The following is a 15,209-nucleotide window of genomic DNA, read 5'->3' on the forward strand; positions in this document are numbered from 1 at the left end:
ACCCCCTGCGATCATCTCGCAGGGGGCCTGATATCGTCACAGGGGACGACGGGTCAGCCGCCGGCGTCGGCGCTGATGACGTCGCCGAACAGTTCCCATTTCTCGCCCTTGAACTTCTCGAGCTGGAGCTGGCTGATCGGCGCAAAGTCGTTCGGCCCGGTGTTGATCTTGATGCCCGGCAGCAGCGCCTCGGTGCGGAAGTCCTTCAGGCTCGCCGCCTGCTTCATGATGTTCTCGCGCGTGAGATCATCGCCGCACTGCTTCAGAACCTGGACCAGCGTCTGCGCCACCGCGAAGCCGACGATAGTGCCCTTGTCGAGCTTGTCGCCCTCGGGGAAGTACTTGCCCATGAAGGCCAGAAATTCCTTCATGCCGGGATCGTTGTTCCATTCCGGATCCGACACGTCCTTGAGATAGTCGGCCGAGATGATGTCCTGGCCGTTCTCGTATCCGGCGGGCTTCATCACGCTGCCGACGGAGGCCGAGACGTTGTTGAGGAAGTGCAGCGGCTTCCAGCCGATCTCGGCGACCTTCTTGATCGCCTGAGCGGCGAATTTCGGCGTCGTGATGTTCATGAAGACGTCGGCGCCCGTTGACCGCAGCTTGACGATGTGGCTGTCGATGGTCGGCTCGGAGGTCTCATAGCTCTCCTCCATGAGGATCATCGAAGCGGCCTTGGCGCCAAGTCCGTCCTTCAGGCCCTTGAGATAGTCCTTGCCGTAATCATCGTTCTGGTAAAGCACCGCGATCTTGGCGTCGGGCTTGTTCTTCAGAAGCCACTTGGCATAGATCTGCGTTTCGCTCTGGTAATTGGGCTGCCAGCCCATCGTCCACGGGAAGTTCTGCGGATCGTTCCACTTGGTGGCGCCGGTGGCGACGAACAGCTGCGGCACTTTCTTCGTGTTCATGTATTTGTGGATCGCCGAGTTCGACGGCGTGCCGAGCGAGTTGAAGATGAACAGCACCTCGTCGCTCTCGACCAGCTTGCGCGCCTGCTCCACCGTCTTCGGCGGCGAGTAGGCGTCGTCATAGGAGACGTAGTTGATCTTGCGGCCGTTGATGCCGCCTTCGTCGTTGATCTTCTTGAAATAGGCGGCTTCGGTCCGCCCGATGATGCCGTAGGCGGAGGCCGGTCCGCTGTAGGGCATGATGTTGCCGATCTTGATCTCGGTATCGGTCGCGCCGGTATCGTATTTCTTCTGGGCCGATGCGGTGGAGGTCGCGGCTGCAATGAGCGCGAGCGCCAGTGACGCGGCCGCAAGCTTGCCGGTGACAGCGGGCATTCCAATCTCCCTATTTTTCTTGGTGTGTGTGCGCTCCTTTTCTTGCCTTGATTGTTTTTGGCGGACGCAGCCGCAATTCAATACGATTTGCCCTGGGCCTTCAACAGAAAGCCCCCGCGACAACGCCGCAGGGGCTGCGTCTTTAGTAGTCAGAACCGCCTGTGCAACTGCGAGAAGGTGAAACCGTCTTGAGTTGCCTTCAGAAAATCTGACTATTCTGAGTTGCGATCAGTGACCGAGATCACTCGAGATGATTTCGCCGAACAATTCCCAGGTCTTGCCCTTGAACCGCATCATCTGGAGCTGCTCGATCGGCGCGAAATTATCGGGCGCGGTGTTGATCTTGATGCCGGGCAGCAGCGTGTCCGGCTCGAAATCCTTCATGCTTGCCGCCTGCTTCATGATGTTGTCGCGGGTGAGATTGTCGCCGCACATCTGCAGCACCTTCACCATGGTCTGGGCGGCGGCATAGCCGAACACCACGCCGGCATCGAGCTTGTTGGCCTTCGGATTGAACTGCGCGACGAAGTTATAAAATCGCTTCATGCCCTCGTCGGCGTTCCATTGCGGGTCGGAGCCGTCCTTGGTGTAGCTCGCCGACAGGATGCCTTGCGAGATCTCGAAGCCTGCCGGCTCGATCACGCCGCCGACCGATGCCGAGACGTTGGAGATGATGTGCATCGGGTGCCAGTTGATCTCGGCCGCCTTCTTGATCGCCTGCGCCGCGAATTTCGGCGTGGTGATACTGATGAAGACGTCCGCGCCGGCGGCCTTCAGCTTCACGACGTGCTCGTCGATCGCCGGCTCCGACGTGTCGTACGGCTCCTCCATCACGATCATCGCGGCCTTGGCGCCGAGCCCGTCCTTCAGCCCCTTCAGATAGTCCTTGCCGAAATCGTCGTTCTGGTAGAGCACGCCGATCTTTCCGTCCGGCTTCTCCTTCATGATGTACTTGGCGTAGATCCTGGCTTCGCTGGCGTAGCTCGGCTGCCAGCCCATGGTCCACGGGAAGTTCTTCGGATCGTTCCACTTCGAGGCGCCGCTCGCCACGAACAATTGCGGCACCTTCTTCTCGTTCATGTATTTGCGGATCGCGCCGTTGGTCGAGGTGCCGAGCGAGCCGAAGATCAAGAGCACGTTGTCGCTTTCGACCAGCTTGCGCGCCTGTTCCACCGTCTTCGGCGGCGAATAAGCATCGTCATACGAGATGAACTTGATCTTGCGGCCGTTGATGCCGCCCTCGCTGTTGACCTTGTTGAAATAGGCTTCCTCGGCCTTGCCGATCACGGCGTAGGCCGAGGCCGGGCCGCTATAGGGCATGATGTTGCCGATCTTGATCTCGGTATCGGAAGCGCCGCTGTCGTAGGACTTCTGTGCCAGTGCGGGATTCATCGCAGTGCACAATGCAAATGCGGCCGAAATCACCACAACCTGAAATCGAACGGCAGACATCATTCTCCCACCTCACCTGGATCGGCGCCGCATTGAACAAGATTGATGCACGACGTCAACAAAAAGCCCCCGCGATTGCTCGCGGGGGCTTTTCGACCTTGGACTCCAGCGTCAGCGTGTCACTCGGGAGCGATGTCGCCGCTCAGGATATCGCCGAACGGTTCCCACTTCTCGCCCTTGAACCGCTGCATCTGCAGCTGGCTGATCGGGGCGAAGTCGTTCGGTCCGGTGTTGATCTTGACGCCGGGCAGCAGGGTGTCCGGCGTGAAATCCTTGAGGCTCGCCGCCTGCTTCATCAGGTTGGCGCGGGTGAGATCGTCGCCGCACTGTTCCAGCGCCTTGACCAGCGTCTGCGCGGCGCCGTAGCCGTAGACGACGCTGGAGTCGGTCTTGTCGGCGCCGGGCATGTACTTGTCGAGGAACTCGACCCACTTCTTCATCTCGGCATCGTCGTTCCAGCGCGGGTCGGCGCCGTCCTTGGCATAGGCCGCCGACAGCACGCCCTGCGCGGCCTCGAAGCCGGCCGGCTTCATCACGCTGCCGACCGAGGCCGACACGTTGGTGATGATCTGCAGCGGCTTCCAGCCGAGCTCGGCGGTTTTCTTGATGGTCTGGGCGCCGAACTTCGGCGTCGTGTAGATCAGCAGCACGTCCGGATTGGCGGCCTTGATCTTGACGATGTGGCCGTCGATCGACGGCTCGGAGACCTCATAGCTCTCTTCCAGGATGATCGTGGACGACGCCTTGGCGCCAAAACCGTCCTTGGTGCCCTTGAGGTAGTCTTTGCCGAAATCGTCGTTCTGATAAAGGATCGCGACCTTGGCGTCGGGCTTCTCCTTCATCAGCCACTTCGCGTAGATCTGCGCTTCGCTCTGGTAGGAGGGCTGCCAGCCCATGGTCCAGGGGAAGTTCTTCGGATCGTTCCACTTGGTCGCGCCGGTGGCGACGAACAGCTGCGGGATCTTCTTGGCGTTGAGGTATTTCTGGATCGCGGTGTTCGAGGGCGTGCCGAGCGGGTTGAACACGGCGAGCACTTCGTCGCTCTCGACCAGCTTGCGGACCTGTTCGACTGCTTTCGGCGGCGAGTAGCCATCGTCATAGGTGACGTAGACGATCTTGCGGCCGTTGATGCCGCCCTTGTCGTTGATCATCTTGAAATAGGCTTCTTCGGTCTTGCCGATGATGCCATAGGCCGAGGCCGGACCGCTGTACGGCATGATGTTGCCGATCTTGATCTCGGTATCGGACGCGCCGGTGTCGTATTTCTTCTGGGCGAGGGCTGCGCTGGAGGCGAGGGTTGCGACCGCAGTCGCGAGCGCTGCGGTTCGCAGTGTTCTTCCGAAAAGCAATTGGGTCTCCTTGGTTAAACAAACAGTCTTGTCGAAGTTTCAGTTTTTTCTGAGCCGCCCGGCGAGTTGCTGGCCCAGGATTGCGACTTGCCTTGCGCCATGCGGCACCAGGTAGATTACGAGGAACAGCAGCACGCCGAACACGGCGCCCGAGAGGCCCTTGGAGATGCCCTCGGCGATGTTCGGCACGAAGATGATGAAGGCGGCGCCGACGATCGAGCCGGGCAGCCAGCCGACGCCGCCGACGACCATGCCGAGGAACAGCTGGATCGCCAGCGTGATGGTGAAGCTGTCGGGCGCGACGAACTGCACCGCGATGGCGCTCAGGCCGCCGGCGACGCCGGTGATGGCGGCGGAGACGCCGAAGGCCAGCGTCTTGTACAGCGCGACGTTGACGCCCATGGCGGAGGCCGCGATCTCGTTGTCGCGGATCGCCATGAAGGCGCGGCCCGAGCGCGAGCGCAGCAGATTGACCGCGAAGATGTAGATCGCGAGCACGACGACGAGCGTGAAATAATACAGCCACATGTCCTGCGACATCGGCAGGCCGAACGGCGCGTCGGGCTTGGTGACGACGAGGCCCTGCACGCCGCCGGTCCAGTGCTCAAGGAAGTTCAGCTTCAGCAGCTGCGGCATCGCGGTGGCGAGCGCGAAGGTCGCAAGCGCAAGATAGACGCCGGAGAGCCGCAGCGCCGGCTGGCCGAACAGGAAGCCCGCGCCGAAGCAGAGCACGGCCGCGACCGGCAGGCAGAGGAAGTAGGGGACGTTGAACTGCTCCATCATGACGGCGGTGACGTAGGCACCGATGGCGTAGAACGCGCTCTGGCCGAGCGAGAACTGGCCGCTTCCGCCGGTCAGGATGTTCAGCGCCAGCACGGCGAGGCCCAGATACAGCAGCTGGGTCAGCTGGAAGATTACGAAGTTCTTCGCGAACAAGGGGACGGCGATGAGAAGCAACAGCACCACCACCGAGGTGCCCGTGCCCAGCGTCATGGCCCGCTTCGGAACGGCTTCGACCGCTTCGTGGCCTTCGGCGACGACTTCTTCTGCTGCGCTCATGATCAAACTCGCTTGACGATGTGCCGGCCGAACAGACCAGCGGGTTTGACGACCAGGACGGAGATGATCAGCGCGAGCGCGATCGGGAGTTTCAGCTCGTTGCCGACGCCGGGGATGTAGGTGCCGGCAAGGTTCTCGAAGATGCCGACCAGGAAGCCGCCGACCACGGCGCCGAACGGGCTGGTGAGACCGCCGAGCACGGCTGCGGCGAAGCCGTAGATCAGCACGCCGCCCATCATGTTGGGCTCGAGGAATACCACCGGCGCGATCAGCATGCCGGCGATCGCGCCGATCGCCGTCGCCATGCCCCAGCCCAGCGCAATCATCCAGCTCGTGTTGATGCCGACCAGGCGGGCCGATTCAGGCACGGAGGCGGCCGCGCGCATCGCAAGACCGATGCGGGTGTACTGGAAGAAGAAATAGAGGCCGAGCAGCAGCAGCACGGTGACGCCGATCATGCCGGCCTGGTGGGTCGAGATCAGCTGGCTGCCGAGGAACGGCGCGGAGCCGAACGGCGTCGGATATTGCTTGATGGTGAAGTCCCAGATCAGGCCGGCCGACGAGTTGATGATCGCAAACAGCGCGATGAAGCCCGCGACGTTGGTCAACACCGGTGCCTTCGCAAGCGGCTTGAACAGGATGCGCTCGATCGCGATGCCGGCGACGAACGAGAACGCCAGCGTGATCAGGAAGGCGACCCAATAGGATAACCCCCACTGCATCAGCTGCCAGGAGATGAAGGTCGAGAACATCGCCATCTCGCCTTGCGCGAAGTTGAGATGGTCGATCGCCTGGTAGATCATGACCACCGCGAGCGCCATGCAGGCGTAGATGGCGCCCGTGGCGATCCCGGCCAGGACCTGGTTGGTAAACAGTTCCATTGTGCCGGCTCCTCAGTAACCCAGATAGGATTTGCGGATTTCTTCGTTGTTCGCGATGTCCTTGGCATTGCCCGACATCACGATACGGCCGGTCTCGATCACATAGGCCTGGTCGGCGAGCTCGAGCGCGAGCTGGGCGTTCTGCTCGACCACCAGGATCGACACCTTGTCCTCGCGGTTGATCTTGCCGAGGATGCCGAACAGGTCGCGCACGACGAGCGGCGCAAGGCCGAAGGACGGCTCGTCGAGCAGCATCAGCCGCGGTCGCAGCATCAGCGCGCGCGCGACCGCGAGCATCTGCTGCTCGCCGCCGGAGAGCGTGCCGGCCTGCTGGGTATGCCGCTGCTTCAGCACCGGGAAATGCGCATACATGCGCTCGATGTCGGAGACGATGCCGGCATTGTCCTTGCGGGTGATGGCACCGAGCTGGAGGTTCTCCTCCACCGTCATGGTGGTGAAGGTGCCGCGGCCCTGCGGCACATGGGCGATGCCGAACCGCACGATGCTTTCGGTCGATTTGTTGTTCAGCGGCTTGCCGTCGAACTCGATGCCGCCGGTGGAGCGCACCATGTTGCAGATCGCGCGCAGCGTCGTGGTCTTGCCGGCGCCGTTGGCGCCGAGCAGCGTCGTCAGCGAACCCTCGTTGAGCGAGAAGGAGAGGCCGTGGAGCGCCTGGACCTGGCCGTAATAGGCGCGCAGGTCCTTGACGTTGAGCAGCGTCGTCATTGGTCCTTGCTCCCGAGATAGGCCTTGATGACGTCGGGGTCTGCCTGCACCTGCGCGGGCGTGCCTTCCGCGAGCTTCTTGCCGAAATTCAGCGCGACCACGTGGTCGGCGATCGACATCACGAGGCCCATGTGGTGCTCGACCAGCAGCACCGTCATGTGGCGCTCATCCCGGATTTTGCGGATGAGGTCGCCGAGCACGTAGACTTCTTCGTGGTTCAGGCCGCCTGCGGGTTCGTCGAGCAGCAGGATCTTCGGATCGGCCGCGAGCGCCCGCGCCAGTTCGACGCGCTTCTGCGTGCCGAAGGGCAGGCCGGAGACGACGGTGTGGGCGACGTCCTCGAGGTCGAGATAAGCGAGGATCTCGTGCACCTTCTTGTTCACGCTGGTTTCGCTGCGGCGAATCCAGGCCAGCCGCAGCGAGTCGCTGATGATGTCGCTCGACGTGCGCGCATGCGTGCCGACGCGGACATTGTCCATCACCGAGAGGTTCGGAAACAGCGCGACGTTCTGGAAGGTGCGGCCGATGCCGATCTCGGCGATCCGGTGCGGCGGCCGCGTCAGGATGCTCGCGCCTTCCATCAGGATGTCGCCGGACGACGGCTGGTAGAGGCGGGAGAGGCAGTTGAAGAGCGTGGTCTTGCCGGCGCCGTTGGGGCCGATCAATCCGAGGATCTGGCCCTTGTGCATGTCAAAGGACACACCGTTGAGCGCGACGATGCCGCCGAACACGACGCTGACGTCGCGAACGGCGAGCAGGGGCGATGTCCCCTGCGCGAGCTGTGCCTGCGTCATGTCGTCTCGCCCACACTATTCAGTGGGCGACAGGGCGATGCGAACCGCTCCCGATGATGACAAAGGCTATCTGAACCCCTCGGCCACACGCGCAACTTTTCCTCCTGATTTCAGCTTTTTGCTGATTTCTTTTTTGGATTGCGGCATCAGACCCCCAAGTGCCGCTTCGATGTTCCTTACCATCGCCAGCAGTCGCGGTCCAATGTCGTTGATCAAGCGTTCTTCCGTGAAGCGGAATGCCGGTGCGCCGCAATTGAATGCGTAAGGACCGGTTCCGTCGTTGAGCCTGAGTGCGACGCCGGCGGCGCCGATGTCGTCATGCCAGTCGCCGACGGACATCGCGAAACCGTATTTCGCAACCGTCTCGCCCGAGCGTTCCAGTCCGTCGCGCATCTTGGGCCAGCGGCTGCCGTAATGTTCGCGCAGGATGCGCGTCACTTCAGCGCGCCCATCTTCGTCGAGTGCCCAGAAGTAGGCGCGGCCCATCGCGCTGGTTGCGATCGGCACGCGGGAGCCGACGTCGAGTTGAACGCCGACCGTCTCGCTGCCACGGCTTTGCCCGAAATAGATCATGCTGTGACGGTCGCGGCCGCCGATGGCGACGGCGCCGCCGGTGGCGCGCATCATTTCCTCGCGGAACGGCTCGGACAAATGCCGAACGCCGAGATTGGCGAGCGCAGCGTAACCGAGCGCCATGGCGGCGGGCGCCAGCTGATACTTCTCGAAACGGGGAACCGGTGTCAGATAGCCGAGCTTCGTCAGCGTATAAGTGAGCCGCGAAACCGTCGGCTTCGGCAGGTTGGTGCGGGAGGCAATCTCCTGATTGCCGAGAAGTCCGTCACTGGGTTGGAATGCTCGCAATACGTCAAGCCCGCGGGAAAGCGCGACGACGAAATTCCGATCGGTCGCTGTCTTCTTTCCTGTACGCTTCATCCCTGATCTGCTCTTGCGCGGAGTCGTTGACAAGCCACGTGCTTCAAAATAACCCTGCCGTCAAGATGCGGAATTAAATTCCGCACCGCGAAATCGAACAAAAGTAAATCCCCACCAAGGAGGGAAACCGTGAGCGAAGTGGTCAAGCTTGAGCGTCATGACGAAGTCGGGATCGTCACGGTGAATAGCCCTCCGGTCAATGCGCTGAGTGCCGCAGTCCGCGGTGGTATCCTGGAGTGCATCAAGGCCGCCATCGCCGATCCCGCGATCAAGGGCATCGTGCTGACCTGCGCGGGGCGCACCTTCATTGCCGGCGCCGACATTACTGAATTCGGCAAGCCGCCGAAGCCGCCCGGCCTCAACGAAGTGCTGGCCGAGATGGAGAATTCGCCGAAGCCGATCGTGGCGGCGATCCACGGCACCGCGCTCGGCGGCGGCCTCGAGGTCGCGCTGGCCTGTCATTTCCGCGTAGCTGTCAAAGAGGCCAAGCTCGGCCTGCCCGAGGTGAAGCTCGGCCTGCTGCCGGGCGCCGGCGGCACCCAGCGCCTGCCGCGCGCGGTCGGCCCCGAGCTCGCGGTCAAGATGATCGTCGGTGGCGATCCCATCGGCGCCGCCGAAGCGCTGAAGAACGGCCTGATCGAGGAGATCGTCGAAGGCCCGGCCTCCGGCGGCGAAGCCTTCGTGCGCAAGCTGCTGGCCGAGAAGCGCCCGCTGCGTCGCCTCCGCGACGACGATTCCAAGATCGCCGCCGCCAAGGCCGACCGCTCGATCTTCACCAATGCGGTTGCCGCCATGACCAAGAAGTCGCGCGGCCTGGAAGCGCCGTTCGCGGCGGCCGACGCCGTCGGTGCGGCGATCGACCTGCCGTTCGACGAAGGTCTGAAGAAGGAGCGCGAGGGCTTCCTCAAGCTCGTCGCCAGCGACCAGTCCAAGGCGCAGCGTTATGCGTTCTTTGCCGAGCGTGAAGCCGCCAAAATCGCAGGCGTCCCTGAAGGCACCAAGTCGCGTCCGGTTAACCGTGTTGCCATTCTCGGTGCGGGCACGATGGGTGGCGGCATCGCGATGTCCTTTGCCAATGCCGGCGTTCCCGTCACTCTGATCGAGACCGGTGAGGAGCAGCTGAAGCGCGGCCTCGGCATCATGCAGAAGAACTGGGAAGCGACCGCCGCACGCGGCGGCATCCCGGCGGACGCGCCCGCCAAGCGCATGGCGCTGATCAACGGCGTGGTCGGCATCGAGAACGTCGGCGATGCTGATCTGGTGATCGAAGCCGTGTTCGAGACCATGGCCGTGAAGCAGGAAGTGTTCGGCAAGCTCGACCAATACGTCAAGCAAGGCGCCGTGCTCGCCTCCAACACCTCGTACCTGAACATCGACGAGATCGCGAAGGCGACCAAGCGTCCGCAGGACGTGCTGGGCATGCACTTCTTCTCGCCGGCCAACGTCATGAAGCTGTGCGAGATCGTGCGCGCCGACAAGACCGCGCCGGACGCGCTGGTCACCGCGGTGAGCATTGCGCGCAAGATCGCCAAGGTGCCGGCCGTGGTCGGCGTCTGCGACGGCTTCGTCGGCAACCGCATGCTGGCCCAGCGCGGCAAGCAGTCCGAGAAGCTGTTGTTCGAAGGCGCGCTGCCGCAGCAGGTCGACGCCGTCGTCACCAAGTTCGGCATGCCGATGGGCCCGTTCGCGATGGGCGATCTCGCCGGCCTCGACATCGGCTGGCGCTCGCGCAAGGATCGCGGCATCAAGTCGGAGATCGCGGACGCGCTGTGCGAAGCCGGCCGCTTCGGCCAGAAGACCGGCAAGGGCTACTACAAGTACGAGGCGGGCTCGCGGTCGGCGCTTCCCGATCCGGAGGTCGAGAAGCTGATCGACGAGACGCTGCTGCGTCTCGGACGCAAGAAGCGCGTCGTCAGCGACGACGAGATCCTCGAGCGCATGATGTACCCGATGATCAACGAGGGCGCGAAGATCCTCGAAGAGGGCATCGCGGCGCGTCCGTCCGACATCGACGTGGTCTGGCTCTATGGCTACGGCTGGCCGATCTATCGCGGCGGCCCGATGTTCTGGGCCGACACCGTCGGCCTCAAGCACATCGCCGACCGTCTCGCCTTCTACGCCAAGGAGACCAACGACCCGAGCCTCGAGCCCGCGCCCCTGCTGAAGAAGCTCGCGGCCGAAGGCAAGACGTTCGCCTCGCTGGCGGCCGCGTCGAAGGCGGCTTGATCAGGTTGGTGGTCGCCGCAATGTCTGGCTCCGGGCAACACTCTCTCCGTTCCCTCCCCCCTTGCGGGGGAGTGTCAGGGAGGGGGGTAGCCCCGGGCGAGGTCCGAGTTTGTGGCCACCCCCTTCCCCAACCCTTCCCCGCAAGGGGGAAGGGAGCCTATCCGTCGGTGCCCACCTCACACGGCCCTGTCACGACTGTCTTGCAGAGTATCGACCGTTAATGACCCATCCCGGCGAACAGTTTTACCCCGAGGGCGTGCATTGGGACGACACCATCGTCCAGGGCACGCTGCCTGACCTGCTTTCGACGGCCGCGGCAAGCTACGGCCCGCGGACCGCGCTGGAGTTTCGCGATCGTCCGATCACCTATGCCGAGCTCGCTGCCATGGCCGAGCGCGCGGCGGCGGCGTTTCTGCGCGCCGGCATCGGCAAGAACAGCTCCGTTGCGCTGTTCCTCGGCAATACGCCCGATCACCCCGTCAATTTCTTCGGCGCGCTGAAGGCCGGCGCCCGGGTCGCGCATCTCTCGCCGCTCGACGGCGAGATCGCGCTGACGCACAAGGTCTCGGACTCCGGCTCGCGCCTGCTCGTCACCTCGAACCTCCAGGCCTTGCTGCCGACCGCGCTGAAATTTCTGGAGAAGGGGCTGATCGATCGCCTCGTCGTTTGCGAGGACGACGATTGGGGTAAGGTCGGCACGCCGCAGGCGGCGATCCCCGATGATCCGCGCATCGTCACCTTCAAGGCCTTCGTCGAGGGCGCGCCGCTGCCGGGGCAATGGCCCGCCGTTGCAGTCGATGACGTCGCGCTGCTGCAATATACCGGTGGCACCACCGGCCTGCCGAAGGGCGCCATGCTGACGCACGGCAATCTCACCTCCGCCGTGTCGATCTACGACGTCTGGGGCAAGCCGGCACGCGCGGCGCGCGGCGACGCCATCGAGCGCGTGATCTGCGTGCTGCCGCTGTTCCACATCTATGCGCTCACCGTCGTGCTGCTGTCCTCGCTCAGCCGCGGCAATCTGATCTCGCTCCATCAGCGTTTCGATGTCGAAGCCGTGATGCGCGACATCGAGGTCAAGCGCGCGACCTATTTCCCGGGCGTGCCGACGATGTGGATTGCGATCGCCGCGCTCCCCAATCTCGACAAGCGCGACTTCTCCTCGCTCACCGCCATCGGCTCCGGCGGTGCACCGCTGCCGGTCGAGGTCGCGAGCTTCTTCGAACGCAAGGTCGGCAAGAAGCTCAAGAGCGGTTGGGGCATGACCGAGACCTGCTCGCCCGGCACCGGCCATCCGCCGACGGGGCCCGAGAAGCCCGGCTCGATCGGCCTGATGCTGCCCGGTATCGAGCTCGACGTCGTCTCGCTGGAAGACCCGAGCAAGGTGATGCCGACGGGCGAAGTCGGCGAGATCCGCATCAAGGGCCCGAACGTCACCAAGGGCTATTGGAACAAGCAGAAGGACGTCGCGGAGTATTTCTCCGACGGCCGCTTCCTGACCGGCGACATCGGCTACGTCGACACCGACGGCTATTTCTTCCTGGTCGACCGCAAGAAGGACATGATCATCTCCGGCGGCTTCAACGTCTATCCGCAGATGATCGAGCAGGCGATCTACACCGTTCCCGGCGTGCACGAGGTGATCGTGCTCGGCATCCCCGATCAATATCGCGGCGAGGCCGCAAAGGCCTTCATCAAGCTCAAGCCGGATGCAAAGCCGTTCTCGCTCGACGAGCTGCGCGCGCAGCTCACCGGCAAGGTAGGCAAGCATGAATTGCCGGCGGCGGTCGAGTTCGTCGACGATCTGCCGCGTACGCCGGTCGGAAAGCTGTCGCGCCACGAATTGCGCCAGCAGCAGAAGCCATCACAATCCACGCAACCAGGAGGTCGCTCTTGACCGACGCCGTCATCGTTTCCACCGCCCGTACGCCGATCGGCAAGGCCTATCGCGGCATGCTCAACGCCACCGAGGGCGCCACGCTGCTCGGCCATGCCATCGGCGAAGCCGTTGCGCGCGCCAAGGTCGATCCGAAGGAGATCGAGGACGTCGTGATGGGCGCAGCGCTGCAGCAGGGCGCGACCGGCGGCAACATCGCGCGCAAGGCGCTGCTCCGTGCCGGTCTGCCCGTCACCGTCGCCGGCACCACGATCGATCGTCAGTGCGCCTCGGGCCTGCAGGCGATCGCGCTCGCCGCGCGCTCGGTGATCTTCGACGGTGTCGAGGTCGCGGTCGGTGGCGGCGGCGAGTCGATCTCGCTCGTGCAGAACGACAAGATGAACGGCTTCCACGCGCAGGATCCCGCGCTGCTCAAGATCAAGGGCGAGGTCTACATGCCCATGATCGACACCGCCGAGATCGTCGCCAAGCGCTACGGCATCTCGCGCGAGAAGCAGGACGAATATTCGCTGGAGAGCCAGCGCCGCACGGCAGCGGCGCAGCAGGGCGGCAAGTTCAAGGACGAGCTTGCGCCGATCACCACGCAGATGGCGGTCACCGACAAGGCGACCGGCGCCGTGTCGATGAAGGACGTGACGCTGTCGCAGGACGAAGGTCCGCGCCCCGAGACCACGATCGAAGGCCTCGCCGGCCTCAAGCCCGTGCGCGGCGAAGGTTTTTCGATCACCGCCGGCAATGCCAGCCAGCTCTCGGATGGCGCGAGCGCGAGCGTGATCATGAGCGACAAGGAAGCGTCCAAGCGCGGCCTCCAGCCGCTCGGCATCTTCCGCGGCTTCGTCTCCGCCGGCTGCGAGCCGGACGAGATGGGCATCGGCCCGGTGTTCGCCGTGCCGCGCCTGCTCAAGCGCCATGGCCTCAAGGTCGACGATATCGACCTCTGGGAGCTCAACGAAGCCTTCGCGGTGCAGGTGCTCTATTGCCGCGACAAGCTCGGCATCGATCCCGAGAAGATCAACGTCGATGGCGGCGCGATCGCGGTCGGCCATCCCTACGGCATGTCGGGCGCGCGCCTGACCGGCCACGCTCTGATCGAAGGCCGCCGCCGCAAGGCCAAGTACGCGGTCGTCACCATGTGCGTCGGCGGCGGCATGGGCGCTGCGGGACTTTTTGAGGTGTTGCAGTAGTCGTCGTCCCGGCGAAAGCCGGGACCCATACGTCGCAGCAGACGTATGGAACGCAGATGGTCGTGGCCTTCGCAAGACTATGAGGGCCGGTGGTTATGGGTCCCGGCCTTCGCCGGGACGACAAGGGAAGCTCACAGGAGGATCCGATGGATCTCGCATTCACGAAAGAAGAACAGGCGTTTCGCGAGGAAGTGCGGTCATTCTTCCGCGACAACGTGCCGCCGGATACGCGGCGCAAGCTGGTCGAGGGCCGTCATCTCTCGAAGGACGAGATGGTGACGTGGTGGCGCATCCTCAACAAGAAGGGCTGGGGCACCAGCCACTGGCCGACGCAGTATGGCGGCACGGGATGGACCTCGGTGCAGCACTACATCTTCAACGAGGAGCTGCAGTCCTATCCGGCGCCGCAGCCGCTCGCCTTCGGCGTCAGCATGGTCGGCCCGGTCATCTACACCTTCGGCAACGAAGAGCAGAAAAAGAAGTACCTGCCGCGCATCGCCAATGTCGACGATTGGTGGTGCCAGGGTTTTTCGGAGCCGGGTTCGGGCTCTGACCTTGCTTCGCTGAAGACAAAAGCCGAGCGCAAGGGCGACAAGTGGATCATCAACGGCCAGAAGACCTGGACGACGCTGGCCCAGCACGCCGACATGATCTTCTGCCTTTGCCGCACCGACAACAACGCCAAGAAGCAGATGGGCATCTCCTTCATCGTGTTCCCGATGAAGTCGAAGGGCGTCACCGTGCGCCCGATCCAGACCATCGACGGCGGCGTCGAGGTCAACGAGGTCTTCTTCGACGACGTCGAGGTTCCCTACGAGAACCTGATCGGCGAGGAGAACAAGGGCTGGGATTACGCAAAATTCCTGCTCGGCAATGAGCGCACCGGCATCGCCCGGGTCGGCGTCTCCAAGGAGCGGCTGCGCCGCATCCGCGACTTGGCCTCCAAGGTCGAGTCAGGTGGCAAGCCGATCATCCAGGATGCCGCGTTCCGCGAGAAGCTGGCGGCCTGCGAGATCGAGCTGAAGGCGCTCGAGCTGACGCAGCTCCGCGTCGTTGCCGACGAAGGCAAGCACGGCAAGGGCAAGCCCAATCCGGCCTCGTCCGTGCTGAAGATCAAGGGCTCCGAGATCCAGCAGACCACCACCGAGCTGCTGATGGAAGTGATCGGCCCGTTCGCCGCGCCCTACGACGTGCACGGTGACGACGGCTCCAACGAAGCCATGGACTGGACCGCCCAGATCGCGCCGAGCTACTTCAACAACCGCAAGGTCTCGATCTACGGCGGCTCCAACGAGATCCAGCGCAACATCATCGCCAAGGCGGTGCTGGGGCTTTGATTCAACAATGACGGTGTCGTCCTCCGCGAAAGCGGGGGACCCAGTACGCCGCGGCGGTCGTGAGTACGGCAGGCTGCTGCGTTTACTG

At 63.6% G+C, this 15,209-nt stretch carries 12 protein-coding genes; 4 read left to right on the forward strand and 8 right to left on the reverse strand.

The genetic code is table 11. The annotated features are described in order from the left end of the window. Positions 1–53 precede the first annotated feature (53 nt). From QA645_RS07765 to QA645_RS07800, 8 genes are all read right to left on the reverse strand, one after another. Positions 54–1,283 (reverse strand): ABC transporter substrate-binding protein, encoded by a 1,230-nt coding sequence (locus QA645_RS07765; protein WP_283049362.1) that lies wholly within the window; start codon positions 1,281–1,283, stop codon positions 54–56. A 228-nt stretch (positions 1,284–1,511) separates the two neighbouring features. After that, complete coding sequence (locus QA645_RS07770; protein WP_283053132.1) at positions 1,512–2,735, reverse strand: ABC transporter substrate-binding protein; 1,224 nt, start codon at positions 2,733–2,735, stop codon at positions 1,512–1,514. Between the two features lie 119 nt (positions 2,736–2,854). Further along, positions 2,855–4,084 carry an ABC transporter substrate-binding protein gene (locus tag QA645_RS07775; RefSeq protein ID WP_254134087.1) on the reverse strand — a complete coding sequence of 410 codons (1,230 nt, stop codon included), beginning with the start codon at positions 4,082–4,084 and terminating at the stop codon, positions 2,855–2,857. 39 nt (positions 4,085–4,123) lie between these two features. Further along, a complete protein-coding gene (locus tag QA645_RS07780) occupies positions 4,124–5,143 on the reverse strand; it encodes a branched-chain amino acid ABC transporter permease (protein ID WP_254134086.1) in 1,020 nt (339 codons plus the stop codon). A gap of 2 nt (positions 5,144–5,145) precedes the next feature. Continuing rightward, the gene (locus QA645_RS07785) at positions 5,146–6,024 is read right to left on the reverse strand and encodes a branched-chain amino acid ABC transporter permease (protein ID WP_254134085.1); all 879 of its coding nucleotides are present in this window, start codon (positions 6,022–6,024) and stop codon (positions 5,146–5,148) included. A gap of 12 nt (positions 6,025–6,036) precedes the next feature. Beyond that, positions 6,037–6,750, reverse strand: a complete 714-nt coding sequence (locus tag QA645_RS07790) for an ABC transporter ATP-binding protein (RefSeq protein WP_212298422.1) — start codon at positions 6,748–6,750, stop codon at positions 6,037–6,039. Continuing rightward, positions 6,747–7,544, reverse strand: coding sequence for an ABC transporter ATP-binding protein (locus tag QA645_RS07795; RefSeq protein ID WP_254134084.1), 798 nt, complete (start codon positions 7,542–7,544; stop codon positions 6,747–6,749). The genes QA645_RS07790 and QA645_RS07795 overlap by 4 nt, the downstream gene beginning before the upstream one ends. A 66-nt stretch (positions 7,545–7,610) precedes the next feature. Continuing rightward, positions 7,611–8,477, reverse strand: a complete 867-nt coding sequence (locus QA645_RS07800) for an IclR family transcriptional regulator (protein ID WP_254134083.1) — start codon at positions 8,475–8,477, stop codon at positions 7,611–7,613. A gap of 129 nt (positions 8,478–8,606) precedes the next feature. On the opposite strand from QA645_RS07800, the gene QA645_RS07805 reads away from it, so the two are divergent. The 4 genes from QA645_RS07805 (at position 8,607) to pimC (ending at position 15,121) form a co-directional block, all read left to right on the forward strand. After that, positions 8,607–10,703 carry a 3-hydroxyacyl-CoA dehydrogenase NAD-binding domain-containing protein gene (locus tag QA645_RS07805; protein WP_254195360.1) on the forward strand — a complete coding sequence of 699 codons (2,097 nt, stop codon included), beginning with the start codon at positions 8,607–8,609 and terminating at the stop codon, positions 10,701–10,703. Between the two features lie 220 nt (positions 10,704–10,923). After that, entirely contained in the window at positions 10,924–12,600 is a 1,677-nt protein-coding gene (gene pimA / locus QA645_RS07810) for a dicarboxylate--CoA ligase PimA (RefSeq protein ID WP_283049370.1), read from the forward strand. Continuing rightward, the gene (locus tag QA645_RS07815) at positions 12,597–13,784 is read left to right on the forward strand and encodes an acetyl-CoA C-acyltransferase (RefSeq protein WP_283049372.1); all 1,188 of its coding nucleotides are present in this window, start codon (positions 12,597–12,599) and stop codon (positions 13,782–13,784) included. The genes pimA and QA645_RS07815 overlap by 4 nt, the downstream gene beginning before the upstream one ends. A 146-nt stretch (positions 13,785–13,930) precedes the next feature. After that, entirely contained in the window at positions 13,931–15,121 is a 1,191-nt protein-coding gene (gene pimC, locus QA645_RS07820; RefSeq protein ID WP_234683137.1) for a pimeloyl-CoA dehydrogenase large subunit, read from the forward strand. The last annotated feature ends 88 nt before the right edge of the window (positions 15,122–15,209 follow it).

Source organism: Bradyrhizobium sp. CIAT3101 (assembly GCF_029714945.1).
GTDB lineage: Bacteria > Pseudomonadota > Alphaproteobacteria > Rhizobiales > Xanthobacteraceae > Bradyrhizobium.

Excerpts from the sequence above, each read along its gene's own strand:
- QA645_RS07765 (WP_283049362.1), bottom strand. The coding sequence starts at position 1,283 with ATGCCCGCTGTCACCGGCAAGCTTGCGGCCGCGTCACTGGCGCTCGCG.
- QA645_RS07770 (WP_283053132.1), bottom strand. The coding sequence starts at position 2,735 with ATGTCTGCCGTTCGATTTCAGGTTGTGGTGATTTCGGCCGCATTTGCA.
- QA645_RS07780 (WP_254134086.1), bottom strand. The coding sequence starts at position 5,143 with ATGAGCGCAGCAGAAGAAGTCGTCGCCGAAGGCCACGAAGCGGTCGAA.
- QA645_RS07785 (WP_254134085.1), bottom strand. The coding sequence starts at position 6,024 with ATGGAACTGTTTACCAACCAGGTCCTGGCCGGGATCGCCACGGGCGCC.
- QA645_RS07790 (WP_212298422.1), bottom strand. The coding sequence starts at position 6,750 with ATGACGACGCTGCTCAACGTCAAGGACCTGCGCGCCTATTACGGCCAG.
- QA645_RS07795 (WP_254134084.1), bottom strand. The coding sequence starts at position 7,544 with ATGACGCAGGCACAGCTCGCGCAGGGGACATCGCCCCTGCTCGCCGTT.
- QA645_RS07800 (WP_254134083.1), bottom strand. The coding sequence starts at position 8,477 with ATGAAGCGTACAGGAAAGAAGACAGCGACCGATCGGAATTTCGTCGTC.
- pimA (WP_283049370.1), top strand. The coding sequence starts at position 10,924 with ATGACCCATCCCGGCGAACAGTTTTACCCCGAGGGCGTGCATTGGGAC.
- pimC (WP_234683137.1), top strand. The coding sequence starts at position 13,931 with ATGGATCTCGCATTCACGAAAGAAGAACAGGCGTTTCGCGAGGAAGTG.